This window comes from Halorubrum sp. ASP1, assembly GCF_005435135.1.
Lineage (GTDB): Archaea > Halobacteriota > Halobacteria > Halobacteriales > Haloferacaceae > Halorubrum > Halorubrum tropicale.
In genome coordinates this window covers 15,225-38,026 of record NZ_SGUA01000001.1, presented here as the reverse complement: position 1 = coordinate 38,026, position 22,802 = coordinate 15,225, and the positions used below count along the sequence as shown (strand labels likewise).

The following is a 22,802-nucleotide window of genomic DNA, read 5'->3' as shown; positions in this document are numbered from 1 at the left end:
GGGTCGGAGGCGACCGCTTACGCGACGATGATGTCGTCGCCTTCGCTCGACTCGCCCTCGTCGTCCTCGGCGCTCTCCTCGGCGTCGGGGGTCGTCGCCGACTGCTCGGGGACGATGACGTCGTCTCCCTCGGCCGCGTCGGCGGGGGCCGCCTCGTCCGCGCCGTCGGACGACTCCTCGACGGACTCGAAGACGTCGACGTGGTCGTCGGAGTGCGTCGTCCGCTCGCCGCCGGCCCCGGCCCGCCCGGCGTCGTCGGCAGCGGGCTCGTCGTCCGTCGCGTCGCCGGCCGCGCTCGCCTCGGAGCCGGCCGCCGCGCCCGCGGCGTCGGCCTCGACCGCGACCGACCGCTCGTCTTCCAGCTGTCGGACGCGCTCTTTCATCTCGACGAGCTCCTCGGTGAGCCCGTTGACCGCCGCCTGTAGCTCCGCGACCTGCCGTTCGAGGTCCTCGACGCGGTTACTCATATACACACGCATGCTCGCGCGACGCGTATAAATCTGCGTCAGACACACGTGTGACCAAACCACACGATTCGGCGGGCGGTCGCTCGATTCGGCCGGCGAGCGGCGAACGTTTCGACGCCGTGAAACGTGTCAGACGCCGGGGGAAGATACTTGTACTGACCGAGGATACACGTTCGGTATGAGCAAGATCACCTTCCGGGCGGACGACGACCTCGTCGACCGGCTGGAAGCGTGTGACGCCTCCAAGAGCGAGGTGATGCGGGAGGCGCTCCGGACCCACCTCGACGGGACGGGAGACGAGCCCGACGCGTCGGACGCGTCGGCCGGGAGCGTCGACGACGCCCTCGCGGACCGCGTCGACGACCTGATCGCGGAGCGGCTCGACGCCGCGCTCGACGGTGCCGCGGCACCGGCGTACGCGGCCGGAACGCCGGGCGACATCAACGTAAACGTCACCCTCGACGCGCCGGGGACCGAGTCCGACGACCGGGACGACGACGTGCGTGTAACCCGTGAGACGGCCGGCGACGCGGAGCCGGCGGCGCGTAAGACGGACCCGGGCGCGAAGACGCGCGAGAACGCCTGCGGCGGCTGCGGAGATATCGTCCCGTCCGAACACGTGTACTGCCCGAACTGCGGCGAAAAGCAGTCGCACAGGGCCTTCTGCGAGTGCGGCGACGAACTCCGGACCGACTGGGCGTTCTGCCCCGGGTGCGGGCGTCGGACGCCGGCGGCGGACGTGTTGAACGATCAGTAGCCGGCGTAAGACCTCGCGCATACGCTGAGGCCTGTTCACCGGCAGATTGTCTTACAACCTCCGATAGTTTTATAATGGTAGCCTCGGAGATACGAGTTGCGTAAGACGGTCGTCTTACAGTGTCCGTCCGGTCGGGGTGATACCCCGGTTTCGGGCGGTCTCGCGCTGTAAGACACACGCGTCGCGTGGTCGCCGTCTTACCGGGGGAATAACAATGGAGCGTGTGACACTACGAATCCCGAAACAGCAGATCGACGAGGTCGAACAGATGGTGGAGACGGGCGAGTTCCCGAACCGGAGCGAGGCGATCCGGTCGGCCGTCCGCGACATGTTGAACGAACAGGACGGCGAGCGCGACGAGCGCGGCCGCAACCGCAGCTGGGCGAAGGTGTAGACTGATGCAAGATCTCGTTCAGGACGCCCTCGACAACGCGGAAGCGGAGAAGCGCGACATGGACGTCGACATGGACGACGACGAGTTCGGTGACCCCCGAATCGTCATCGTCGGTGCCGGCGGCGCCGGGAACAACACGGTCAACCGACTGTACAACATCGGCGTCGACGGCGCCGACACCGTCGCCATCAACACGGACAAACAGCACCTCAAGATGATCGAGGCCGACACCAAGATCCTCGTGGGCAAGTCGCTCACGCAGGGGCTCGGCGCCGGCGGCGACCCCAAGATGGGCGAGCGCGCCACCGAGATGGCCCAGGGCACGATCAAAGAGGTGCTCGGCGACGCGGACCTCGTCTTCGTCACCGCCGGCATGGGCGGCGGCACGGGCACCGGCGCGGCGCCGGTGGTCTCGAAGATCGCCAAAGAGCAGGGCGCCATCGTCGTCGGGATGGTCTCGACGCCGTTCAATGTCGAGCGCGCCCGCACGGTGAAGGCCGAGGAGGGCCTCGAAGACCTCCGCAACGAGGCCGACTCGATCATCGTCCTCGACAACAACCGCCTGCTCGACTACGTTCCGAACCTGCCGATCGGGAAGGCGTTCTCCGTGATGGACCAGATCATCGCGGAGACGGTGAAGGGGATCTCGGAGACGATCACCCAGCCGAGCCTCATCAACCTCGACTACGCGGACATGTCGACGATCATGAACCAGGGCGGCGTGGCGGTCATGCTCGTCGGCGAGACGCAGGACAAGAACAAGACCCAAGAGGTGGTCAACGACGCGATGAACCACCCGCTCTTGGACGTCGACTACCGCGGCGCCTCGGGCGGGCTCGTCCACATCACGGGCGGCCCCGACCTCACGCTGAAGGAGGCCGAGGGGATCGCGAACAACATCACCGAGCGGCTGGAGGCGAGCGCCAACGTGATCTGGGGCGCCCGCATCCAGGAGGAGTACAAGGGCAAGGTGCGCGTCATGGCGATCATGACGGGCGTCCAGAGCGCGCAGGTTCTCGGTCCCTCCACTCAGAAGCAGGCGGACAAGTCCCGCGCGGCCGTCAACGGCGAGGAACTCGGCGACTCGCGCTCGCGCGCCGCCGAGGCGAACGGAAGCCCGAGCGCCGCGGGCGACAGGGGCGAAGCGGCGGTCTCCGGCGGCACCGACCGCGGCGCGTGGGAGTCCGACGGCGGCAGCGACCCCATCGAGAAGAACAACGGCCTCGACGTCATCCGCTGAGCCGCACCCCGGAGGACAGACGGCTAACCGCTTTTTTTGACTCGGTTCGGCGAAGAGGCGTCCGGTCAGACCGCTTCGAGCGACTCCAGCAGCCGGCACTTCCGACAGACGCCGCGGCTCGTCTGCGAGCCGCAGCGCTCGCACTCGCCGAGGTCGGGGTTCTCGCCGTCGCCGTCCCCGTCGCGGTAGGCGTCGGCCGCGAGCGCGGACAGCTCCTCGTAGCCGGCCATGATCGAGTGGCGCGCGCCGGGGTGGTTCTCCTCTAACGCGTGGATCGTCGACTGGATCTCGCCGCGGTACGCCTCCTCGGCGTGGGGGCACTCGGCCATGTGGGTCGGGAGGTCGCGGACGTGGCAGTACAGGGCGACCTCCTTCTCCGGCACGTCGCGGAGGGGCTTGGCGCGCGGGACGAAGGCGTCGGTCTCGGCGCGCTCGTCGAAGGGGCCGAGCGAGGCGTCGAAGTGCTTCGCGACCTGTCGCACGTCGCCCTCGAGGAAGTTCATCATCGCCGTCTGCGCCTCGTCGTCGAGGTTGTGACCGGTGAGCAGCTTGTCGGCGTCGAACTCGGCGGCGTACGTTTCGAGGAGGTCGCGGCGGAACACGCCGCAGTACGCGCAGGCCGCCATGTTCTCCGGGTCGTCCTCGACCACGTCGTCCATCCGCACGTCGAACTCCTCCTCGTACGACACCAGCTCGTGGCGCATCGAGAGGTCGTCGGCCAATTCGACGCAGGCGTCGACGCTCGCGTCGCGGTACCCCTCGATGCCCTCGTGGATCGTCAGGGCGAGCATCTCCACGCGGGGGTCCTTCCCGAACACGTCGTCGAGGATCTGGGTCAGGGCGACGCTGTCTTTCCCGCCGGAGAGGCCGATCACCCAGCGGTCGGGGTCGTCGGGCGTCGCGTCCGGGTCGAGGAGACCGTCCTCGCGGACCCGACGCTTCACGCGCTTCTCGACCGACAGCCGGAGGTGCTCGCCGCAGAGGTGCGCCCCGGAGTAGGCGGCGTGGTGGATCGCGTCGGCTCCGCACTTGTCGCACTCCATCGGTGTCCGGTTGCGCTCGCGCGGGGATACCCGTTTCGGGCCGCCTACGCGAGGAGGGCCGCGGAACCGGGACGGACCGAGGGCGAGCGCTCGCGGGCACGCGCGATGAGACCCGCGTAAACGAGCGGTAAACGTCGACAACCCCGGGCGCGTTGTCGCCCGTTCCGACACCGGTTTGTCGCCGGCCCGTCGCGGATCGCCGTGAGCGATTCCCCGACCGGCGTCGACCGCGACCCCGACCCGCGACCCTTACGCGAGGACCCCCCGGCGGAGAGCCGTCGGACGCGGCTCTGGCGCCTCGGGTTCAACCTCATGCCCGCGTACCGGGGGACGGGCGCCCGCGTGGACCACATCGCTGCCGACTGGCGCTACGTCCGGATCCGCGTCCCGCTCAACTGGCGCACCCGGAACGCGGTCGGGACGGTCTTCGGCGGCAGCATCTACGGCGCGATCGACCCGGTGTACATGATGATGCTGCGGCGAGTCCTCGGCGACCGCTTCACGGTCTGGGACAAGTCGGCCGCGCTGGAGTTCATCGAGCCCGGCCGCGACACGCTGTACGCGGAGTTCGACCTCTCCACCCGGGAGACGGCGGCGATCCGCGAGGCGCTCGGGCCGGGCGAGTCGACCGACCGCGAGTACCTCGTCTCGCTCGTCGACGAGGGGGGAGAGGTCCACGCGGCCTGCGAGAAGACGCTGTACGTGCGCCGCGACGAGTAGCCGACCGGGACCGTCGCCGGGCTACGCCGTCGCGCCGGCGACGAGCGCTTCCTCGACCGTCTCGACGAACCGGTCCGGGTGTTCGACGTGCGGGAGCAGCCGCGCGCGGTCGAAGACGACGAGGCGGGCGTCGGCCGCGTCGGCGAGCTCACGGCCCTCGGTGAGCGGGCTGACCGTCGCCTCGCGCCCCCAGACGATCGTCGGCGGCACGTCGAGGTCGGCGAGCGCGGCCGCGAGGTCGACCTCGCTGTTGAGCGTCCCCGAGACGAACGACGCGGGCGCGAACCGGGCGTTCTCGACGTGGGTGGTCCGCCACTCGTAGTCGGTCCACTCGGCGCTCGGGTTCGCGGGGTCGTCGTAGCCGTGGTCGGCGTTGAAGTAGCGGATCGACGGCTTCGCCGTGATGGCGTTGAACAGCGCCCGTCCGACGAGGGGGGCGCGGAGCAGTTCGCGGAGCCACCCCTTCGCCGGGCTCGGGCCCGCGGTCGCCGTCGGACAGACGGCGACGAAGCCGCGCAGCTCGACGCCGTCCTCGCCGTCGCCGTCGGTCGCCGCGACCGCGTACGCGGCCGACAGCGAGGAGGCGACCACCGCGGGCTCGTCGAACGCGGCGAGGAAGTCGTGGACGAAGTCCTCGTACAGCGCCGCGGAGTAGCGGAGCGGCGGCCGGTCGGACCGGCCGTACCCGGGGAAGTCGGGCGCGATAACGTGGTAGTCGGCGGCGAGGTCGCCGAACACCGCGCGCCACTCGCCGGATGAGCCGGCGGCGTTGATCCCGTGGAGCAGGACGAGGTCCGGGTCGTCCGGGTCGCCCGCCTCGGTGTACGCGACGTCCATCCCGCGCCAGCGGAAGACGCCGTCGTCGCCGTCGAGCGGGGACTCTAGCTCGCCCTCGTAGCGGAGGCCGGTGTTGAGCGCGGCGAGCGCGCCGACGCCGAGGACGGCGCTGCCGAGGAGGTTCCTGAGCTTCATGGAATACTGTTGGTTCGCTGGCGACTTATACTCGTGGGACGCGGCCCGGCGGACCGCGGCCGCGACGGCGGGGCGTCGCAGTCAGTCGTCGCGGTCCCGGTCGGCCGCCTCCTCGACGCAGTCGGCGATCGGTCCGACGATCGCCTCCGCGACCGCGTACGGGTCGGTCTCGCGGTCGCGGACCCGCTCCGCGAGGCGGTCGATCCCGCCGTGCCGCTCGATCTCGGCGGTCGCGAGCCCTCCCACGTCCGCCCGCACGAGCGTGCGGATCTCCGCGGCGTACCGCCGGCGCTCGGTCGTCTCGATCTCGCCGGACTCGCGGAGGTACGCCGCGTGCGCGTCGAACGCCTCGATCAGCGCCTCGACCCCCTCGCCGGTGTTCGCGACGGTCTCTAACACGTCCGGCGTCCACGACTCGTCGCCCCCCGAGTCGTCCGCGTCGGGCTCGTCGCTCCCGGAACCGCCCGACCGGGCGCCGTCGCGCTGTCCCGCGGCGCCGCCGGTCGAGGCCATCGAGGCCGCGCCGTGGTGGCCGGCGTCGCGGGCCGTCGTCGTCCCCTCGCGGCGGTGGACCATCTCCTCCAGCTCGGCGACGGTCCGCTGGGCGCCGTCCATGTCGGCCTTGTTCACGACGAACACGTCGCCGATCTCTAAGATGCCGGCCTTCAGCGTCTGGACGTCGTCGCCGGAGCCGGGCTGGACCAGGACGGCGACCGTGTCCCCGGTCCGGACCACGTCGACCTCGTTCTGCCCGGCGCCGACGGTCTCTAAGACGACCACGTCCTTCCCGAAGGCGTCGAGCGCCTTCACGGCGTCCGCGGTCGCGGTCGAGAGGCCGCCGAGCTGGCCGCGGGCGCTCATCGAGCGGAAGAACACGTCCATGTCGCCGACGTTCGACCCCATCCGGATCCGGTCGCCGAGGACGGCCCCGCCGGTGTACGGCGAGGAGGGGTCGACCGCGATCACGCCGACCGTGTCGCCGCGGTCGCGGTAGGCGGCCGCCAGCTTGTCGACGAGGGTCGACTTCCCGGCGCCCGGCGAGCCGGTGACCCCGATCACGTCCGCCCCGCCGGTGTGCTCGTGGAGCGCGGAGACGATCGCCCGGTACCCGGGCGTTCGGTTCTCGATCTTGGTGATGACCCGGGCGAGCGCGCGGTGGCTCCCTGAGAGGAGGTCCTCGACGAGCGCGGCGTCCGCGTCGGTGAGCGACGGCGCGTCCGCGAACGCCGGTGCGTCCGGCCCGGCCATCTACGCGCGCTCCGGGACGTTGCTCCGGATGAACTCGATCGTCTCCTCCATCGGGGTCCCGGGTCCGAACACCTCGGCGACGCCCAGTTCCTTCAGGTCGTCCTCGTCCTCGTCCGGGATGATCCCGCCGACGAGGACGAGGGTGTCGTCGAACGCGTCGTACTCCTTCAGTCCCTCGATCACCTTCGGGACCAGCGTGTTGTGCGCGCCGGAGAGGATCGAGATCCCGAGGACGTCGACGTCCTCCTGGACCGCCGCCTGGACGATGTCCTCCGGCGCCCGGTGGAGCCCGGAGTAGACGACCTCGAAGCCGGCGTCGCGGAACGCCCGGGCGATGACGTGTGCGCCCCGGTCGTGACCGTCGAGCCCGACCTTCGCGACCAGACACCGCACCGCGCGTTCCTGCTGTTCGGCGCTCATGTCCCACACTCGGTCGCGTGCAGGTTTGATTCTAACGGACGATTGGGAAGGTTCCGGCGCCGAGGTGGCCCCGGTCGAGTCACCGACCGGTCACCCGACGATCGTCCGGAGCGTCGACTCGGTCAGGAGCGTGGTGACGCCGACCGCCTCGGTCGTCATCCACGCGAGGAAGATCAGGTACATCGCGAGGAACACGTACCCCTCCTCGGTGGTGATCTCGAAGTCCGTCGCGGCCATCACCACGACGACGAGGGTGGTGTAAAACAGGAACAGCATGAGCGGGACGGACGTGAGGAACCCGATCGAGACGCCGCCGGCGAGGACGACGCCGATCGGCAGCGCGGCGACGAGGTTGAACGTGTTCGTCCCGAAGACGTTGGCGACCGCGGCGCGCTTGTCGCCGGCCTGCCCCATCTTCACGCCGACGAGGAGGTCGGGGAACGAACTCATCACCGACAGCACGGTGACGGACATCAGGAACGGGGGCGCGTCGAGCGCGTCGGAGACTTCGAGCGTCATCCCGATCATCGACTCGACGCCGACGAGCACGACGGCAAGCCCGGCCGCGAACAGGCCGAGCTGCTTCGGAACGTTCGTCGACTCGGTCCGCTCCATGTCCGACGCGCCGCTCTTGCCCCCGACGAGCAGGATCACGTACACGCCGTACAACACTAACAGTCCGACGCCCATCTGCGGGGTGATCCGGGCGAGTTCCCGTCCGTCGGTGCCGAGGACGCCCAAGGCGATCACGCCGAAGAGCGCGAGGACGGCGACCATGTAGAAGATGGCGTCGCGGTAGACGATCCCCTGCGTCGTCGTCGTGTCGCCGCTCGTGACCGCGACGGCGGCCGGGATGACCAAGATGTTGAACACCGCCGTCCCGATGAGCGCCCCGGCGCCGACGCCGAACTCGCCGAGGACCAGCACCGAGATGACGATGATCGCGAGCTCGGGGAACGAGGTCGCGGCCGCGACGATCAGCCCGCCCTGGATCGCCTGCGAGACGCCGTAGTGGTCGCTGATCTTCGAGGTCGTCGACTCGACGACGTTCGCGCCCTTCCAGGTCAGCAGGAACCCGACGAGACCGATCGGGACCCAGACGAACAGCGACTGGTCGCCGATGAGCTCCCCGAGTAACGTCACGGTGTGACGGTGTGCGCGGAGGGGATTAGTGCTTCCGGAGTCCGGTATCGCGTCCGGAGCCGATCGGCCGTTCCCGCCGCGCCGGCCGATCGCTGCGGTGCGGTCCCGGCAGTCCGGCCGTCACAACTTCGAACGCTCGGTATGTTGTAAGTCAAATTTTGGGTTAAAAATATATATTATTAAAATATATTACTAAATTGTCCTGTCGGATACAGGACCAAGGGTGCCAGCAATGTCCACGAACGACCCATCCGAACTGGAGCAGATCCCCGGAATAGGCCCCAAGCGAGCGAAGGCGCTCCGCGTTGCTGGCTACGAGACGCTCGACGACCTGGAGGCGGCGACGGAAGCCGACCTCCGGGACGTCGCGATGTTCGACGACATCCTCGCTCGCGACATCAAAGCGATGCTCAATCGGGACGCCGACGACGTCGTCCCGGTGAAACAGCCCAACGTCGTCACGCCGGACGACTGGCGAGTGACCGAGCGGCAACTGGCGCACATTCGAACGCTGACCGACGACCCCCCGTCGGACTTGGTCGGGGCGACGGCGCTCGACGTCCGCGCCCAGCTGGAGTTCGCGATGGACCCCGAGCTGCTCGGCTTCCGGCAGGTCTGCGGGCGCGTCGTCACCCACGACTCGGCGACGGGCGAGTACCACCCCGTTCCGAACGCGACCGTCCACGTCGAGGACACCGACTGCTCGTTCCTCTCTCGGTTCCCGTCTGACCTCGGCTACGGCTGGTTCTTCCCGTTCGACTGTACGCGGGAGACGGTCGCGACGACGACGACCAACGAGTGCGGGGAGTTCTGCGTCTACGTCCCGCTGTGGGACATCGATCGCGTTCTCGACTTCCGCCGGGAGCGCGTCTGCCTCCCCGAGATCGTCCGGCCCCGGATCCGGGACGTGCTGGAACGACCCGAGGAGTTCCCGGACCCGGTGAACCCGCCGGAGCCGCGGCCGGAACCGCGTCCCGACCCCGGGTTCGGGCGGCTGTTCGACCCGGGCGTCTTCGAGCGCACCGCCGAGCTGGTCGGCGAGGACGTCGCGCTGCGGCTGGGCGCGGGCACCGAGCGCGGCGACTTCGGTGACCTCGAGCCCGAGGCGGCGACGCTCCTCGACCGGCCGGCGTTCCCCGAGCCGCCCGAGCCGCCGCTGCCGGAAGGCTTCCTGCGTCCGGACCCCGAGGAGCGGCTCGAACGGCTCGGCGACGAACTCCCGGTCGACCCCGAGGTTATCGCCGCGGTTGACCCCGACCGGCTCGTCGGCCCCTTCCTCCGGTGCCGCGACGTGTTCGTGCCCGAGTGGCGGACCTTCGTCGACGTCCCCGATATCACCTTCCGCGTCACGCAGGACTTCGACGGGGACGGGACGCAGGAGACGATCTACTCGGAGGGGTTCTTCGACGTCCGCTGGAACGAGGAGCAGTCCCTGGACGTCGACCTCGTGGCGGACGACGCCGCGAACTCGATTCCGACCTGCGACGGGCTCACCCCCGAGAACGTCGAGTGCGAGACGCCCTCGATCGAGTCTATCGGCCTGCTGCCGACCCGAAGCCCGATCTACGACGACGCCACCGGGTACGCTCGGCGGATCAACCGGCCCAAACCGCCCGGCTCGTCGACCCGCCCCGACGGCACCGCGCCGTTCGCCGGCACGCTACAGCTGCACGGCTGTCACCGCTTCGAGGAGGCGTCGTACTACCGCGTGCTGTACTCCTACGAGGGCGGCCCCGAGCGGCCCTTCACCGGCCACGAGTGGCACGTGCCGGCGATCGGCCGCGACCCGGTTCACGTCCAGCCCAGCGCGACCGACGGCTGGTATCCGATCCTCGACGTGCCGTACTTAGAGTCCTACTACGGCGAGAATCTCAACGACAACCCGCTTCTGTTCCCGTACTGGGTGTTGAACTGGAACACCCGCGGCTACCGGGACGGGAGCTACGAGGTGCGACTCCAACTCGGTGACTCGGACATGGATCCCCTGTCGGTGACGTCGCCGTCCTCGACGATCACGGTCGACAACCGGGCGCCGAACCTCGACATCGGCGGTATCGTCTGGGGACCGACGTCGGAGCCGCCCGAGGAGTGGGACAACGAAATCACCGAGTCGTGCCCGCGGATCGAACGCCCGTCGGGTGAGGACATCGGTATCAGGGTGACGTTCAGGGCGTGGGGGAAACACTTCCGGAGCGTGGAGGCGTCGGCGCACGGCTGCGGACGGAATCCGACGCTGGTTCAGCCCTCGTCTAGCGGCCGGTCGAACCGCTACTCGTACTGGCACGAGTCGGTCGGCGACCGGAGCCACAGACAGACGGTCGTGTTCGAAGTGCCGGCCGGCTACCAACAGGGCGCGTACCGGATCCGACTCCGCGGCGTCAGCCGCGCGTTCAACCCCGCCGGCGGCGGAAGGGGACCGTCGACGAACTGGGAGTACGACACCGACTACATCGACTCGCACTTCACCCGGCTGATCAGCATCACGGACGCGTAGCGCTCTCCGAGACGCCGGACGCCGCCCCGAACGCCCGGCCGGCCGTCGAATCCGGCCGGCGACCGGGCGATTTTTCGATCGGTGGGCGCCCCTCGATCCGGAGAGTCCCCTCCCACTCGCCCGTCGTCCGCCGTCGCCCTCACGGAACCGCTCGTCGAAGACCGTCACCGCGCGGCGTTCGGTCTCGTCACGGGTCACGAGGCCGGGAACCGCCCGCGACGGGGCGAGCCGCGAGCGCTTCGTTCAGTAGATCAGCTCGCCGTCGTTCTCGATCGTGTACAGCGTCCGCGCCGCGACGTTCGTCGCGAGGTCGGCCGCGCTTTCGAGGTCGGTGATGATCTTGACCGAGGCGGCGACGAGCCGGAGGTCGCCGGCCACCGGCTGCTGGAGCGCTAAGAGCTCGGTACACTCGTCGTCCAGGGCCAGGTACGTCTCGTCGATCTCGTGGTCGGTCTCGATAACCGAGCGGGCGAGCGCCTCGTCGCCGGAGACGGCGGCCTCGCCGTCGTCGTCGAGCCGGTCGTAGACGGCCTCGCCAATCGCGACCACGGCGTCGACGACGGGCGCCGATCGGGACGTAGTTTTAAGTCCCCGTACCGGGAGAAGCCGGACGAATGAGCCCTCCCACCACCGACGGGCCGCCGGCGCCGACGACCTCCCGGGAGGAGGCGTGGGTAGCTCACGCCGCGCTGATCGACGCCGCGACCGCGGCCACCGACGACGACAGGCCGTACCGCCGTTCGATCGAGTCGATAGAGCGCGGCGCGGCGCTCGACGACGAGGGGATCGCCCTGCTCAGGGACGCGCTCGTCGACTACCTCGGCGACGCCCCGGTTCGCGACCGCGCCCCCGCGCGGGCGCTGCTGCGGCGCACCGACGACGCCGCCGACCCGCGGTCGCCGCACGCGTAGGGTCGAATGGTCCCGAAAAACGAGTCCCCGACCGCTACGAGCCGGCCTCCACCGCCTCGATCAGCAGCTCCGCGATGTCGACGATCTCCACGTCGTCCTCGAAGTTCCCCGTCTTCCGCCCGTCCTCGAACATCGTCGTACACATCGGGCAGGCGACGACGAACTTCTCTATCGCCGCCCCCGCGTCGGTGTCCTCGACCGCCTCCCGGAGGCGCTCCTCGCTCGGCTTGACTTCCTCGTCGTGTTCGGTCCAGAGGCCGCCGCCGCCGCCGCCACAGCAGAACGAGTCGTCCCGCGAGCGGGGCATCTCGTAGAGGTCGGCGCCGGTCGCCCTGATGAGTTCCCGAGGCGCCTCGTACTCGTCGTTGTACCGGCCGAGGTGGCAGGGGTCGTGATAGGTGACGGTGTAGTCTAACTCGTCGCCGGCGAGGTCGAGCCGACCGTCCGCGACTAACTCCTCGACCACCTGCGTCCAGTGGAACACGTCGACCGCGCCGTCCGCGTTCCACGGCTCCTCGCGGTCGAACGGCATCATCGGGTCGTCCGCGAACTCCGCGAAGTCGACCTCGGGATACTCGTTTTTGATGGTGTTGTACGAGTGCGGGTCGGTACAGACGATGTTCTCGAACTCGCAGTCAGCAAACGTCTCGACGTGGTGACCGGCGAGTTCGAGGTAGAGGAACTCCTCGCCGATCCGCCGGATGTCGTTGCCGTCCGTCTTCTCGTCGTCGAACAGGATGCCGAACGACACGTCGGCCTCGTCGAAGAGACGCGCGAGCGCGCGGGCGACCTTCTTGTTCCGGTCGTCGAAGCTCGGGTAGTCGCCGACGTACCAGAGGTACTCGACCTCGGTCTCGCGGGCGTCGGGCACGTCGACGGCGTCGTCGAGGTCGTCGGTCCAGTCGCCGCGGGCCGACTGCGACTCGCCGAAGGTGTTCCCTTTCTGCATGACGTCTTGAAACACGCTCTGAAGGTTCGAGTCGACTGCCCCCTCGTCGACGAGCTGGCGGTTCATCTTCGTGAAGGAGGTGAGGTGTTCGATGTCGACGGGGCAGGCGTCCATACACGCCATACAGGACATACACGACTCCATCGACTCGGCGTCGATGACGCCGCCCTCGTCGGCGACGATGGGGACGGTCCCCCCGTCAGAGGCGGCGGTCCCGCCGTCGGTCGCCACCGGCCCGTCCCCGCGCCCGGCCACCGGGTCGTCGCTCACCGACTCGCGGTACGACTTCAGGTCGAGGATGACGTTCCGCGGGTCGAGGTTCCGCCCGACGGTGTCGGCGGGGCAGGCGTCTGTACACCGCCCGCACTTGGTACAGGCGTCGCCGTCGAGCAGCTCCTTCCACGTGAAGTCCTCTAACGACTCGGCGTTGGTGTGATCGAGGTCCGCGGGGACGTTCGGGAGCCGCGCGCCCGCCTTCTCGTCGCGGGCGACGACGTTCGCGAACGAGGAGATCATGTGGAACGGCTTCGCGTAGGGGATCCACGCGACGAACGCGAACGCGAGCAGCGAGTGGCTCCACCAGAGGGCGCCGTATATCGCCTCCGCGCCCGCGGCCGTGAGCCCGGCCGCCTCCAGCCCGGTCGCGAGCGCCATCCCGACGAAGCTCACGGTCTCGGTCGCCCGCTGCGGCTGGCCGACCATGCTCACGCCCTCGACGAGGAAGCCGCCGACGCCGAGGAGGAGCAGCGTCCAGACGAACGCGTCGTCTTCGAGGGAGGTGTGTTTGCCCCACAGCCGGCCCTCGCGCTGCCGGTAGCGGCGGTACGCGGCCATGCCGACGCCGACGACGAACAGCAGGCCGAACGCGTCGACGGCGAACTGGTATGCGAGGTAGAAGTCGCCGACCCAGAACGACTCGCCGGTGAGCGGGCGGTAGAGGTCGATGTCGATGCCGAGGATCGTCGTCGCGACGAGTAAGACGAGGAACCCCCACAGCACGAACGTGTGCATCACGCCGGTGTACAGGTCCCCGTCGAACTGGTTCTCGTTCGCGAGGACGGTCTTCGTCGCGGCGGCGACCCGGCCGGGCAGGTCCGACAGCCGGTCCCGCGGGTCGGCGCTACCGCGCGCGTACGCCGCGAACCGCGCGTACACGCCGTACAGAAAGACGAGGACCGCGACGGCGGCGAGCCAGTAGAACGCCGCCTTCCCCACCGGACCGATCGTCCAGAAGGTCTCTCGGGTGGCCGCCTGTAGGGGAGTCATGATCGATCACCGGGATACCGTGAGGTTAAAACTTGCCACAACCGGGCGGCCGTCGCTCGGCGTTCCCCGGTTTCGAGCGCTCGGCGACGCGCCGCCGGTGCCCTGCCGCCTCACGCGACCCGGAGGACCGCGGCCGCGAGCAGGCACCCGGCGAGCGCCAGCGCCGGGGCGTCGACGCGGCGGAACGCCAGCCGCGGGAGGGTCGGGTTCCACGCGAAACAGCGGGCGACGAGCGCCGTCCCGAGCCGGTCGGCCCGGGAGAGCGCGCGGTCGATCCCCGCGACGGCGACGATCCGCATCCGGTCGCGGACGGGGCGCTCGTCGCCGAGGCGCGCCCGCATGGCGTCGCGCGCCGCGAACAGGTCGCGCCGCAGGAGCGGCAGGAACCGGAAGACGAGTGCGACGCCCGCGCCGAGGAAGACGCCCGGGCGCCCCGGAATCGTCCGCTGAACCGCCGCGCGGGACTCCCGGACCGGCGTCGACCGGACGTACGCGGCCGCGACGACCAGGATGAGGAGGACGCGGTAGCTCGCGAGCGCCGTGCCGGCCGCGCGCTCGACCCGAAACCACGGCGCGCCGAGGGTCGCGCCGGCGACGAGCGGCGCGACGAGGAGGAACGGCAGCGCGACCCGGTACGCCCAGAGGTCGCGGGCGCCGCCGTCGGCCGCGAGGAGGCAGGCGGCGGCGAGGGGGGTGAGGACGGCGAGCCCGCGCGGCGTGGTGTGCGCGTACGCCGCCGCCGCGAAGGCGACCTGCACGAGCAGCTTCGAGCGCGGGTCGAGGCGGTGGCCGACCGAGTCGCCGGGGACGTACGACAGCGTCATCCGTCGCTCGGGCGGGGCTCGGCGGGGTCGGCCTCGGGGACGCGCACGTCGAGCCCGGGGAGCGCCGCGGCCGCCTCGGCCGGCGGCGCGTCGATCGCGACGCGGCCGTCCGCCAGGCCGACCACGCGGTCGGCGACGCCGAACACGTCCCGGAGGTCGTGGGTGACGACGACGACCCCGGTCCCCTCGCGGCGGAGCGCGCGGAGCCGCTCGACGACCGAGCGCCGCGCCGGCTCGTCGAGGCCGGTGAACGGCTCGTCCAAGACGAGGTGGTCGGGCTCCATCGCCAGCGCGCCGGCGATCGCGACCCGCTCGCGCTCGCCGCCTGACAGCGACGCGATCCGGTCGGTCTCGCGGCCGGCCATGTTGACGGCGTCGAGCGCGGCCTCGACGCGGCGGTCTATCTCCGCGTGCGAGAGGCCGAGGTTCTCCGGCCCGAAGGCCACGTCGGCGCCGACGGTCGCCGCGACGAACTGGTCGCGGGGGTCCTGAAACACCATCCCGACCGCGGTCCGGGCCGCGACGAGGTCGGTCTCGACCGGGGTCCCGTTGACCGCCACGCGGCCGGCGTCGGGGTCGACGAGCCCGTTGAACGTCCGGACCAGCGTCGTCTTCCCGGAGCCGTTCGCGCCCGCGACGATCAGGAACTGGCCGTCGGGGACCGAGAGTGAGACGTCGTCGACTGCCGTGACGCCGCCCTCGTCACCGGAGCCGCCGTACCGACAGGTGACCTCCCGGACCTCGATCACGGCGGGCCCCTCACCGCGCCGCGATCGCGTCCGACCGGACGATGCCGATCGCCGCGGCCATCTTCGCGCCCTCCGCCGGGAGGAAGACCACGGCGCCCTGGATCACGGACTCGGCGAGGGTGAGGTCGAGCGTCAGGTAGAGGCCGGCGACCCCCATCGCGTAGACGACGACCGTCCCCGCGGTCATGGCGGCCACGAGGAGCGGGGCGGAGACGGCGTCGAGGTCGCGGAGAGCGGCGCCGCGGTGCGCGATCGCCCCCACGAGCCCCGCCGCGAGCGGGTACGACCAGAGGTAGCCGCCGGTCGCGCCCACGAGCTCGCCGAAGCCCGCCGCGCCGCCGGAGAACACCGGCGCGCCGAGCGCCCCGGCCGCGAGGTAGAGGACCAGGGCGGCGGCGCCCCAGACGGGGCCGAGGAAGATCCCGGCGAGGAACACGCCGAGCACCTGGAGCGTGACGGGCGCGGGCGACACCGGGAACGGGAACGATACGTACGCGAACGCGCCGACGAGCGCCGCGAACAGCGCGGCGCGCGCGAGGTTCGTCGCCGCCTCGTCGCCGACGAGGTCGACGGACTCCGTGTTCGTTGCCATGGCTGAACGGACTCGTAAACCTACTTCAACGTAGCGGTTTACGAGTTCGGCGCCGCCCGCTCGCCCCCGAGTCCGACTACCGTGAGAGCCCCCGGATAATCTTCGGATAATAACGTTCATCCCCGGCCGGCGTCCACGAGACGAGTATGCCCAAGATAAGCGTCGAGATCCCGGCGGAGCTGCTCGCCGACCTCGACGAGCACGTCGGGGACGACGGGAAGTTCGTGAACCGCAGCGACGCGGTGCGCGCGTCGATCCGCAAGAACCTCGACCTGCTCGACGAGATCGACGCCCGCCACGACCGACTCGACGGCGACCGCACGTCGACCGCGGCCGAGACGAGCGGAGGGACCGATGAGTAGCCGGACCGCGACCGGCGGGAGCGGGCCGTTCCGGACCGACCCCCTCGACCGGTCGGCGGTCGCGGCGGTCGGGCTGATCACGCTGTTCACCGTCGCGCTCGCGACCGCGCAGCTCACGGCCGCGAAGGTGCTGGCGCTGCCGCTCCCGGTCGCGTTACCGGTCGTCGGGCCGGAGATCCTGCTGCCCGGCGCGGCGCTGGCGTACGCGCTCACGTTCCTGGCGTCGGACTGCTACGCGGAGCTGTACGGGCGGCGGGCGACGCAGGTGGTCGTCAACGTCGCGTTCCTCGCGAACTTCCTCGTGTTGGCGCTCGTGTGGTCGACGCTCGCGGCGCCCGGGGTCGACCCCGAGGTGTCGGCCGCCTTCCAGACCGCGCTCGGGCCCGCGGCGAACATCGTCGCCGGGAGCCTGCTGGCGTACGTCGTCAGCCAGAACTGGGACGTGTTCGTCTTCCACGCGATCCGCGACCGCACCGGCGAGCGCATGCTGTGGCTCCGCAACCTCGCGTCGACGGCGTCGAGCCAGGCGATAGACACCGTCATCTTCGTCGGCGTCGCCTTCTACGCCGCGCCGCTCCTGCTCGGCGTCGGACCGGTGTTCGACCCGCCGACGCTGCTCGCGCTCGGCCTCGGCCAGTACATCCTGAAGCTCGGGATCGCGGTCCTCGACACGCCGGTCGTCTACCTGATCGTCGGCGCGGTCCGGGACTGACCGCGTCGCTCGGTTCCCGGTCCCTTTCTTCTCGCGGCCGTCAACCGACCGCGAGCGCCCGCGCCGCCCGGTCCGGGAGGTCGACCGGCACCTGCTCGAAGGAGTCGCCCGCGTCGCGGGTGACGAAGAGCCCGCGGTTCGAGAGCGCCCATATCTCCCCCGCGGCCCGACCGGCGGCCAGCACCGCCCGGTAGGTGCCCGCGCCCGTCGGGAACCCGCGGTCGTCGAGGCGCTCGAACGCGCCGGGACCGCGCTCCGAGCCCGCCGCTCCTCCCTCCTCGCCGCGCCGGTAGCGGTAGAGGTAGCTCTCGCCGCGGCGGTGGGCGGCCGTCGCGCCCGCGGCCGCGCTGACCAGCGCGGTGTCGGGGTCGTCCGGGTCGACCGCGAGCCCCCAGGCGTACCCGTGGTCGAGGCCGGCCTCGGGGACGCGCCACGAGTCGCCGCGGTCGTCGCTCTCGGCGAAGCCGTCGCCGGCCGCGGCGTAGACGCGGGCGGGCGCGTCCGGATGGGTCGCCATCGCGTGCGTGTCCCGCCGGGCGCCGGCCGGGCGGTCGGTCCACGTCGCGCCGCCGTCCGCGGTCACGGCGAGCGCGCCCGCCTCGATGCCGACGAGCCACCGCTCGGGGTCGGCCGGGCAGGGCTCGATCCACCGCACGTGGTGGGTGTCAGGCCGGGGCGGGAACGACCACTCCGACGCCGAGGGGAGGTCAGTCAGGCCGCCGACCGGATCGGCCGTCTCGCCGCCGTCGGCGGAGCGGTACGTCCGCGAGGGCTCCGTCCCGATCCACACGACCGCGGGGTCGTGCGGGCTCGTCGCGACCGCGGTCACCGCGTCGGGACCGGACCCCTCGGGGCCGAGCGTCGCCTCGGCCGCGCGGGCGAACCGCTCGCCGCCGTCGACGGAGCGGAACAGCCCCGCGTCGAACGTCCCCGCGAGGACGCGCGGTCGTCCGGGGTCGTCGGCCCCGGCCTCGCGGCGCGCGACGGAGAGGCACTCGACGCGCTGGCCGGAGAGGCGCGTCTCGACCGCGCCGGTCGCGGGGTCGACGATCCGGAGGCCGTCGTCGTAGGCCGCGTAGATCCGCATGGGTCGGGGTTCGGCCAGGAGGCCCAAAAGCGTACGCCGGCGCATCCCGGCGGCGAGGCTTCGGCGCGTCGACCCCGGACGCGGGCGGAACCGGGGTTCGACGAGCGCAAGAGACTTATCGCCGCCGCCCGTGTCAACTGTACGCATGGATCTTCGCGTCCAGGGGGACGTACCCCCCGACCCGTTTCTCGGCGCCGCGGACCTCTTCGAGACCGAGCGCTCCGTGGAGGCGCCGGTCCGCGTCGTGGTCCGCGAGGACCCGGACGAGCGGACCTGGGCCGGCCACTACGACGACCACCACGTGCTGAACGTCTCCCGGCGGGCCGCCACGAGCGCGATGGCGCGCGAGCTGGCGATCCACGAGCTCGCGCACATGGCCCGGTACGAGGAGGGCCACCCCTCGCACCTCCAGTCGACTGAGGAGGCGCTGTACCTCGGGCTCTCCGGCGAGACCGTGGAGCGCCGCAAGCTCGCGCATTGCTACCAGATCGCGAACCACATGAAAGACATCTACGCCGACGACATCACGCTCTCGGTCGCGCCCGCGGGCAAGCTGCTCGGGTTCCTCGAATCCACGCTGGCGGCCGCGGTCGCGGACCGCCCCGACGTGTCGCGCACCGGCTCGCCGCCGGTGACGGCGGGCGCCGACCCCGAGATAACGGCCGTCAACGCGGCGTTCGCGCTGGCGCTGGTCGAGCGCCACGGCATCGCGGGGCCCGACCACCGCATCTACGATCTCGCGCGCGCCGCCGGGAGCGACACCGACGCCGTCGACGTCGACGCGTTCAAGGAGCGCTTCCTCGACCTCGGCCACGACCCCTCCGAGAGCGACTACCGGAAGGCGCTCGTCGCCGCCGCGCGCGCCTACGCGGTCTGAACGGGGTAGCGCGTCGCTCGCGGGCGACGCTGCGGGGACGATGGTCGGTATCGGCAGTCGTCGACGGTCGATCCGAGTCCGGAAGGCGTCGGCGGCGCCGTCTCACTCTGCGTCGTTCTGGACCGGATCGCCCTCGCCGTCGGCCTCCGCCGCGTTCTCGTCGGTCGAGTCCGTGGCCTCGACGGGCGCGCTCGACTCCTCCGCCTCGGCGGCGCCGCCGTCGAGGACGGTCACGCGGGCGGACATGATCCGGGTGTTGTCGACGCGCTCGATGCGGATCCGGACGCCGTCGAACTCGATCTCCTCGCCCTCCTCGACGAGCCGCCCCGCGCGGTTGAACACGAAGCCGGCGAGCGTCTCGAACTCCTCGCCCTCGGGCAGTTCGATCCCGAGTATCTCGTTGACCTCGTCGATGTTGACCTGTCCTTGGACGACCGCGACGTCGTCGTCGACGAACTCCACGGGCGCCGACTCGTCGCCTTCGAGGATCTCGCCGACGATCTCCTCGGCCACGTCCTCCAGCGTGATGATCCCCTCCGTGGTGCCGAACTCGTCGATGACGGTGACCATCTGGAGGCGGTTCTCCTGCATCTCCGCGAGCAGCTCGTCGGCGTTCTTCGACTCGGGGACGTGGAGCGTCGGCTTGACGACCCGCTCCAGAGAGGGCGTTCCCTCGGAGTAGCGCAGCTCGCGGACCAGGTCGCGCACCGTGACGACGCCGACGATGTTGTCGAGGTTCCCCTCGTAGACGGGGACGCGCTCGTGGTCGGCCTGGATACACGTCTCGATCGCCTCCTCGACGGTGTCCTCCTTCGCGACCGCCGTGACGTCGAGCCGCGGCGTCATCACCTCCTTGGCGATGGTGTTGTTGAACCGGAAGATGCGGTCGAGCATCTCGCGCTCCTCCTCGTCGATGACGCCCTCGCGCTCGCCCGTCTCGATGATGTCCTGGATCTCGTCGCGGGTGACGTACGACGACTCGATCGCCGAGCGGCCGCCGGTGATCTTGTTGACGACCCGGGTCAGGTAGTCGAACAGGACCACGAGCGGGAGGAGGACGTACTCGGAGAGCTTCAGCGGGCGGGCGATGCGGAGCGCCCACGACTCGGTGTTCTCGACGGCGTACGACTTCGGCGCGCTCTCGCCGAACAGCAGGACGAGCGCCGTGATCCCGAAGGTGGCGATGGTGACGGCCTGCCCCTGCCCGAAGCCGAGGTAGACGAGCAGTCCGGTGGAGATGGAGGACATCGCGATGTTGACGATGTTGTTACCGACGAGGATCGTGATGAGGAGGCGGTGCGGGTCGGTCTTCAGCGCCTTCACCGTCTCCGATCCCGGCACCCCGTCTTCGACGAGGCTGTCGATGCGGTGCTGCGGCAGGGAGAACATCGCGATCTCCGACGAGGAGAAGAACGCCGACAGCGCGATCAACACCAGGATCGTGAGCGCGCCGAGCGCGGCGACGACGGTGTCGCCGGGCATCTGTATCTGGAGGAGACCGGCCGTCAGCGTACTCGACCACAAGCCCATATTCGTTTGTCATCCGTCGGCCCACGATTAAAGGGTTCCCTTCGGTGAGCCCCGCGGCGGGGCGGCTGAGTGCCGGCGGGGCGGCTGAGTGCCGCCGAGGCGCGTGCCGCCGCCGACCGGGGCCCTCGTCGACGGGGGTGCCGCCGCCGACACGGTTACCCGTCTCGCGGGCGAATCGCGGGACATGAGCGAGCCACAGATCACCCTGTACCGGCTTCAGGCGTGTCCGTTCTGCGAGCGGGTCGTCCGGACGTTGAACGAGCTCGACGTAGCGTACCGCTCCCGCTACGTCGAGCCGATGCACTCCGAGCGCAACGTCGTCAAGCGCGTCTCCGGCGCCCGGAGCGTGCCGGCGATCGTCGACCGCGAGACCGGCGTCACCATGTCCGAGAGCGCGAACATCGTCGAGTACCTGAAGGGGATGTACGGCGAGGAGGGGGCTTGAGATGCCGGATTTCGACGTCGTCTCCCTGCCCGAGACCGACCACGTCGCCGAGGGCGACACGGCGCCGGACTTCACCCGCCCGCTCGTGAACGGCGAGTACTGGGAGGACCGCGCGCTCGCCGACGTCGTCGACGGGCCGACGCTCCTCCTCTTCCATCCCATGGACGGCACCTTCCAGGGGACGTACCTCTACAACACGGTCGACGACCACGGGTGGAGCGACGACCTCGACGTGCTCGGCGTCTCCATCTCGACGCCGTACGCCCACAAGCGCCTGCTCGCCGAGCGCGGCGACGGCGTCCGGATCTTCTCCGACCCGGGCGCGAGCGTCGTCGAGGAGTACGGCCTCGCACACGAGATCGACGGCATGAGCGGGATCACGGAGAGCCGTCCCGCCGTCTTCCTGCTCGACGCCGACCGCACCGTGGAGTACGCGTGGGTCGCGAGCGAACACCCCGAGTTCCCCGACGCCGAGGCGATCGGCGACGCGGTCGCCGACCTCGTCGACTGACCGGACCCGGGACCGCGGCCCGGCGCGCGGACCGCACACACTCGTCACGCTTTTTCAACTCGCCGCCGAACGGTCGCGCGTGACCGCCGACACGAGCGACGACGGACCGGACCGATCCGAGGAGCTGCGCGCGGCGGCCGCCGCCGTCGACCGCGGCGACCTCGTCGTCTACCCGACCGAGACGGTGTACGGGTTGGGCGCCGACGCGCTGGACCCCGAGGCCGTCGAGCGCGTCTTCGACCTGAAGGGCCGCGACCGGTCGAACCCCCTCTCGCTCGGCGTCGCGAGCGTCGACGACGCGCTCCGCCACACCCGCCCGACGGAGGTGGCCGTCGCCTTCGCGCGGGCGTTCCTCCCGGGGCCGGTGACGGTCGTCGTCGAGCGCGGCGACCGGGTGCCCGACGCGCTCACCGCCGGGCGCGACCGCGTCGGGATCCGCGTGCCGGACCACGACCTCGCGCGGGCGCTGCTGGCCGAGACGGGCCCCCTCACCGCGACGAGCGCGAACGTCTCCGGGACGGGCAGCGTCACCGACCCGAGCGACCTCTCCGACCGGATCCGCGAGGGGGTCGACGCCGTGGTCGACGGCGGCGAGACGCCGGGGACGGAGAGCACGGTCGTCGACCCCGAGGCGGGAACGATCCACCGCCGCGGGGCGATGGCCGGCGCCATCGAGGCGTGGCTGGCGGACCCGCCGGTGGACGGGTGAGTCGGCGAGAAGAGCCGTTCGCGGCGCTCAGACGGAGAGGTCGCCCTTCGCCTTGATCACGTCGAGGTCCTCGGCGTCGACCGTCTCGACGTCGAGCCAGTGGGGGACGTACTCGCGTTTGTCGTACGCCTCGCGCTCGTCTTCCGTGCCGACGGTACACCAGAGCTGCGGCTCGTCCGGGCCGTGCCAGCCGCCCTGAACGTTGATGCCGAAACAGACCAGCTCCTCGCCGTCGTGCTCGATCACCGCGTCCTTCCGGATGTCGGGGTCGCCGCGGATGATGAGGTGGTGCATGTGCCGGGGTTCGCGTGTTCCGGGCTTAATCGCTTCGATACCGCGGATCGAACGGCGGCGGCGACCCCGCGGACCGCGGGGGTGGC

General features: G+C 70.7%; 25 protein-coding genes and 1 pseudogene. 12 read left to right on the top strand and 14 right to left on the bottom strand.

Translation table 11 applies throughout. From position 1 onward, the window contains the following. Window positions 1-17: 17 nt before the first annotated feature. Window positions 18-467 carry a DUF7518 family protein gene (locus EXE48_RS00210; protein WP_053771800.1) on the bottom strand — a complete coding sequence of 150 codons (450 nt, stop codon included), beginning with the start codon at window positions 465-467 and terminating at the stop codon, window positions 18-20. A gap of 178 nt (window positions 468-645) precedes the next feature. On the opposite strand from EXE48_RS00210, the gene EXE48_RS00205 reads away from it, so the two are divergent. The 3 genes from EXE48_RS00205 to ftsZ all read left to right on the top strand — a co-directional run bounded on the left by EXE48_RS00205 (window position 646) and on the right by ftsZ (window position 2,858). Then, window positions 646-1,224 carry a double zinc ribbon domain-containing protein gene (locus EXE48_RS00205; RefSeq protein WP_121600941.1) on the top strand — a complete coding sequence of 193 codons (579 nt, stop codon included), beginning with the start codon at window positions 646-648 and terminating at the stop codon, window positions 1,222-1,224. Window positions 1,225-1,438: 214 nt separating this feature from the next. Next, window positions 1,439-1,618, top strand: coding sequence for a transcriptional regulator CdrS (gene cdrS / locus EXE48_RS00200; protein WP_006111915.1), 180 nt, complete (start codon window positions 1,439-1,441; stop codon window positions 1,616-1,618). A gap of 4 nt (window positions 1,619-1,622) precedes the next feature. After that, a complete protein-coding gene (gene ftsZ, locus EXE48_RS00195; RefSeq protein WP_053771802.1) occupies window positions 1,623-2,858 on the top strand; it encodes a cell division protein FtsZ in 1,236 nt (411 codons plus the stop codon). Window positions 2,859-2,923: 65 nt separating this feature from the next. On the opposite strand, the gene ncsA is transcribed toward ftsZ, so the two are convergent. After that, window positions 2,924-3,901, bottom strand: coding sequence for a tRNA 2-thiolation protein NcsA (gene ncsA, locus EXE48_RS00190; protein ID WP_137710533.1), 978 nt, complete (start codon window positions 3,899-3,901; stop codon window positions 2,924-2,926). Window positions 3,902-4,102: 201 nt separating this feature from the next. Here ncsA and EXE48_RS00185 point away from each other — a divergent pair, with 201 nt between their 5' ends. Next, the gene (locus EXE48_RS00185; RefSeq protein ID WP_053771804.1) at window positions 4,103-4,621 is read left to right on the top strand and encodes a DUF4442 domain-containing protein; all 519 of its coding nucleotides are present in this window, start codon (window positions 4,103-4,105) and stop codon (window positions 4,619-4,621) included. A 21-nt stretch (window positions 4,622-4,642) separates the two neighbouring features. Here the strand turns inward: EXE48_RS00185 and EXE48_RS00180 are convergent, their stop codons facing one another. The 4 genes from EXE48_RS00180 to EXE48_RS00165 form a co-directional block, all read right to left on the bottom strand. Continuing rightward, window positions 4,643-5,593: an alpha/beta fold hydrolase gene (locus EXE48_RS00180; RefSeq protein ID WP_053771805.1), complete on the bottom strand. Its 951-nt coding sequence runs from the start codon at window positions 5,591-5,593 to the stop codon at window positions 4,643-4,645. Between the two features lie 81 nt (window positions 5,594-5,674). Next, window positions 5,675-6,841: a methylmalonyl Co-A mutase-associated GTPase MeaB gene (gene meaB, locus EXE48_RS00175; protein WP_137704711.1), complete on the bottom strand. Its 1,167-nt coding sequence runs from the start codon at window positions 6,839-6,841 to the stop codon at window positions 5,675-5,677. Beyond that, window positions 6,842-7,261: a cobalamin B12-binding domain-containing protein gene (locus EXE48_RS00170; protein WP_053771807.1), complete on the bottom strand. Its 420-nt coding sequence runs from the start codon at window positions 7,259-7,261 to the stop codon at window positions 6,842-6,844. Window positions 7,262-7,351: 90 nt separating this feature from the next. Next, window positions 7,352-8,404, bottom strand: coding sequence for a sodium:calcium antiporter (locus tag EXE48_RS00165; RefSeq protein WP_053771808.1), 1,053 nt, complete (start codon window positions 8,402-8,404; stop codon window positions 7,352-7,354). Between the two features lie 232 nt (window positions 8,405-8,636). On the opposite strand from EXE48_RS00165, the gene EXE48_RS00160 reads away from it, so the two are divergent. Next, window positions 8,637-10,898, top strand: coding sequence for a helix-hairpin-helix domain-containing protein (locus EXE48_RS00160; protein ID WP_137710532.1), 2,262 nt, complete (start codon window positions 8,637-8,639; stop codon window positions 10,896-10,898). A 288-nt stretch (window positions 10,899-11,186) separates the two neighbouring features. Here the strand turns inward: EXE48_RS00160 and EXE48_RS00155 are convergent. After that, window positions 11,187-11,447: pseudogene (locus EXE48_RS00155) on the bottom strand (phosphate signaling complex PhoU family protein); the annotation flags it as partial. A gap of 65 nt (window positions 11,448-11,512) precedes the next feature. Between EXE48_RS00155 and EXE48_RS00150 the strand changes: the two are divergent. Beyond that, window positions 11,513-11,809, top strand: a complete 297-nt coding sequence (locus EXE48_RS00150; protein ID WP_053771810.1) for a DUF7853 family protein — start codon at window positions 11,513-11,515, stop codon at window positions 11,807-11,809. 34 nt (window positions 11,810-11,843) lie between these two features. Here the strand turns inward: EXE48_RS00150 and EXE48_RS00145 are convergent, their stop codons facing one another. From EXE48_RS00145 to EXE48_RS00130, 4 genes are all read right to left on the bottom strand, one after another. Beyond that, a complete protein-coding gene (locus EXE48_RS00145; protein ID WP_137710531.1) occupies window positions 11,844-14,024 on the bottom strand; it encodes a (Fe-S)-binding protein in 2,181 nt (726 codons plus the stop codon). A gap of 110 nt (window positions 14,025-14,134) precedes the next feature. Further along, complete coding sequence (locus tag EXE48_RS00140; RefSeq protein WP_053771812.1) at window positions 14,135-14,848, bottom strand: energy-coupling factor transporter transmembrane component T family protein; 714 nt, start codon at window positions 14,846-14,848, stop codon at window positions 14,135-14,137. Continuing rightward, window positions 14,845-15,597 carry an energy-coupling factor ABC transporter ATP-binding protein gene (locus EXE48_RS00135; protein WP_137705597.1) on the bottom strand — a complete coding sequence of 251 codons (753 nt, stop codon included), beginning with the start codon at window positions 15,595-15,597 and terminating at the stop codon, window positions 14,845-14,847. The genes EXE48_RS00140 and EXE48_RS00135 overlap by 4 nt, the downstream gene beginning before the upstream one ends. Before the next feature lie 10 nt (window positions 15,598-15,607). Further along, window positions 15,608-16,189 carry a biotin transporter BioY gene (locus EXE48_RS00130; RefSeq protein WP_053771813.1) on the bottom strand — a complete coding sequence of 194 codons (582 nt, stop codon included), beginning with the start codon at window positions 16,187-16,189 and terminating at the stop codon, window positions 15,608-15,610. Between the two features lie 146 nt (window positions 16,190-16,335). On the opposite strand from EXE48_RS00130, the gene EXE48_RS00125 reads away from it, so the two are divergent. After that, window positions 16,336-16,551 carry a ribbon-helix-helix domain-containing protein gene (locus EXE48_RS00125; protein WP_053771814.1) on the top strand — a complete coding sequence of 72 codons (216 nt, stop codon included), beginning with the start codon at window positions 16,336-16,338 and terminating at the stop codon, window positions 16,549-16,551. Continuing rightward, window positions 16,544-17,263 carry a queuosine precursor transporter gene (locus EXE48_RS00120; protein ID WP_053771815.1) on the top strand — a complete coding sequence of 240 codons (720 nt, stop codon included), beginning with the start codon at window positions 16,544-16,546 and terminating at the stop codon, window positions 17,261-17,263. The genes EXE48_RS00125 and EXE48_RS00120 overlap by 8 nt, the downstream gene beginning before the upstream one ends. A 40-nt stretch (window positions 17,264-17,303) precedes the next feature. On the opposite strand, the gene EXE48_RS00115 is transcribed toward EXE48_RS00120, so the two are convergent. Beyond that, window positions 17,304-18,350, bottom strand: a complete 1,047-nt coding sequence (locus EXE48_RS00115; RefSeq protein ID WP_137705598.1) for a WD40/YVTN/BNR-like repeat-containing protein — start codon at window positions 18,348-18,350, stop codon at window positions 17,304-17,306. Window positions 18,351-18,495: 145 nt separating this feature from the next. On the opposite strand from EXE48_RS00115, the gene EXE48_RS00110 reads away from it, so the two are divergent. Beyond that, window positions 18,496-19,227 carry a DUF5781 family protein gene (locus tag EXE48_RS00110; RefSeq protein WP_121600955.1) on the top strand — a complete coding sequence of 244 codons (732 nt, stop codon included), beginning with the start codon at window positions 18,496-18,498 and terminating at the stop codon, window positions 19,225-19,227. A 102-nt stretch (window positions 19,228-19,329) separates the two neighbouring features. Here the strand turns inward: EXE48_RS00110 and EXE48_RS00105 are convergent, their stop codons facing one another. Then, window positions 19,330-20,757 (bottom strand): hemolysin family protein, encoded by a 1,428-nt coding sequence (locus tag EXE48_RS00105; protein ID WP_053771818.1) that lies wholly within the window; start codon window positions 20,755-20,757, stop codon window positions 19,330-19,332. A gap of 184 nt (window positions 20,758-20,941) precedes the next feature. Here EXE48_RS00105 and EXE48_RS00100 point away from each other — a divergent pair, with 184 nt between their 5' ends. From EXE48_RS00100 to EXE48_RS00090, 3 genes are all read left to right on the top strand, one after another. Beyond that, complete coding sequence (locus EXE48_RS00100) at window positions 20,942-21,202, top strand: glutaredoxin family protein (protein ID WP_053771819.1); 261 nt, start codon at window positions 20,942-20,944, stop codon at window positions 21,200-21,202. 1 nt (window position 21,203) lies between these two features. Beyond that, on the top strand, window positions 21,204-21,713 hold the full coding sequence (locus tag EXE48_RS00095) for a redoxin domain-containing protein (RefSeq protein ID WP_053771820.1): 510 nt from the start codon (window positions 21,204-21,206) through the stop codon (window positions 21,711-21,713). Between the two features lie 79 nt (window positions 21,714-21,792). Continuing rightward, window positions 21,793-22,422, top strand: coding sequence for an L-threonylcarbamoyladenylate synthase (locus EXE48_RS00090; RefSeq protein ID WP_199236329.1), 630 nt, complete (start codon window positions 21,793-21,795; stop codon window positions 22,420-22,422). 27 nt (window positions 22,423-22,449) lie between these two features. Here the strand turns inward: EXE48_RS00090 and EXE48_RS00085 are convergent, their stop codons facing one another. Continuing rightward, on the bottom strand, window positions 22,450-22,716 hold the full coding sequence (locus EXE48_RS00085) for an HAH_0734 family protein (RefSeq protein WP_053771822.1): 267 nt from the start codon (window positions 22,714-22,716) through the stop codon (window positions 22,450-22,452). Between the last annotated feature and the right edge of the window lie 86 nt (window positions 22,717-22,802).

Bases quoted from the DNA above. Each gene is read 5' to 3' on its own strand.
- EXE48_RS00210 (WP_053771800.1), bottom strand. From the start codon at position 467: ATGAGTAACCGCGTCGAGGACCTCGAACGGCAGGTCGCGGAGCTACAG.
- EXE48_RS00205 (WP_121600941.1), top strand. From the start codon at position 646: ATGAGCAAGATCACCTTCCGGGCGGACGACGACCTCGTCGACCGGCTG.
- cdrS (WP_006111915.1), top strand. From the start codon at position 1,439: ATGGAGCGTGTGACACTACGAATCCCGAAACAGCAGATCGACGAGGTC.
- ftsZ (WP_053771802.1), top strand. From the start codon at position 1,623: ATGCAAGATCTCGTTCAGGACGCCCTCGACAACGCGGAAGCGGAGAAG.
- ncsA (WP_137710533.1), bottom strand. From the start codon at position 3,901: ATGGAGTGCGACAAGTGCGGAGCCGACGCGATCCACCACGCCGCCTAC.
- EXE48_RS00180 (WP_053771805.1), bottom strand. From the start codon at position 5,593: ATGAAGCTCAGGAACCTCCTCGGCAGCGCCGTCCTCGGCGTCGGCGCG.
- meaB (WP_137704711.1), bottom strand. From the start codon at position 6,841: ATGGCCGGGCCGGACGCACCGGCGTTCGCGGACGCGCCGTCGCTCACC.
- EXE48_RS00170 (WP_053771807.1), bottom strand. From the start codon at position 7,261: ATGAGCGCCGAACAGCAGGAACGCGCGGTGCGGTGTCTGGTCGCGAAG.
- EXE48_RS00160 (WP_137710532.1), top strand. From the start codon at position 8,637: ATGTCCACGAACGACCCATCCGAACTGGAGCAGATCCCCGGAATAGGC.
- EXE48_RS00150 (WP_053771810.1), top strand. From the start codon at position 11,513: ATGAGCCCTCCCACCACCGACGGGCCGCCGGCGCCGACGACCTCCCGG.
- EXE48_RS00145 (WP_137710531.1), bottom strand. From the start codon at position 14,024: ATGACTCCCCTACAGGCGGCCACCCGAGAGACCTTCTGGACGATCGGT.
- EXE48_RS00140 (WP_053771812.1), bottom strand. From the start codon at position 14,848: ATGACGCTGTCGTACGTCCCCGGCGACTCGGTCGGCCACCGCCTCGAC.
- EXE48_RS00130 (WP_053771813.1), bottom strand. From the start codon at position 16,189: ATGGCAACGAACACGGAGTCCGTCGACCTCGTCGGCGACGAGGCGGCG.
- EXE48_RS00125 (WP_053771814.1), top strand. From the start codon at position 16,336: ATGCCCAAGATAAGCGTCGAGATCCCGGCGGAGCTGCTCGCCGACCTC.
- EXE48_RS00120 (WP_053771815.1), top strand. From the start codon at position 16,544: ATGAGTAGCCGGACCGCGACCGGCGGGAGCGGGCCGTTCCGGACCGAC.
- EXE48_RS00115 (WP_137705598.1), bottom strand. From the start codon at position 18,350: ATGCGGATCTACGCGGCCTACGACGACGGCCTCCGGATCGTCGACCCC.
- EXE48_RS00110 (WP_121600955.1), top strand. From the start codon at position 18,496: ATGGATCTTCGCGTCCAGGGGGACGTACCCCCCGACCCGTTTCTCGGC.
- EXE48_RS00105 (WP_053771818.1), bottom strand. From the start codon at position 20,757: ATGGGCTTGTGGTCGAGTACGCTGACGGCCGGTCTCCTCCAGATACAG.
- EXE48_RS00100 (WP_053771819.1), top strand. From the start codon at position 20,942: ATGAGCGAGCCACAGATCACCCTGTACCGGCTTCAGGCGTGTCCGTTC.
- EXE48_RS00095 (WP_053771820.1), top strand. From the start codon at position 21,204: ATGCCGGATTTCGACGTCGTCTCCCTGCCCGAGACCGACCACGTCGCC.
- EXE48_RS00085 (WP_053771822.1), bottom strand. From the start codon at position 22,716: ATGCACCACCTCATCATCCGCGGCGACCCCGACATCCGGAAGGACGCG.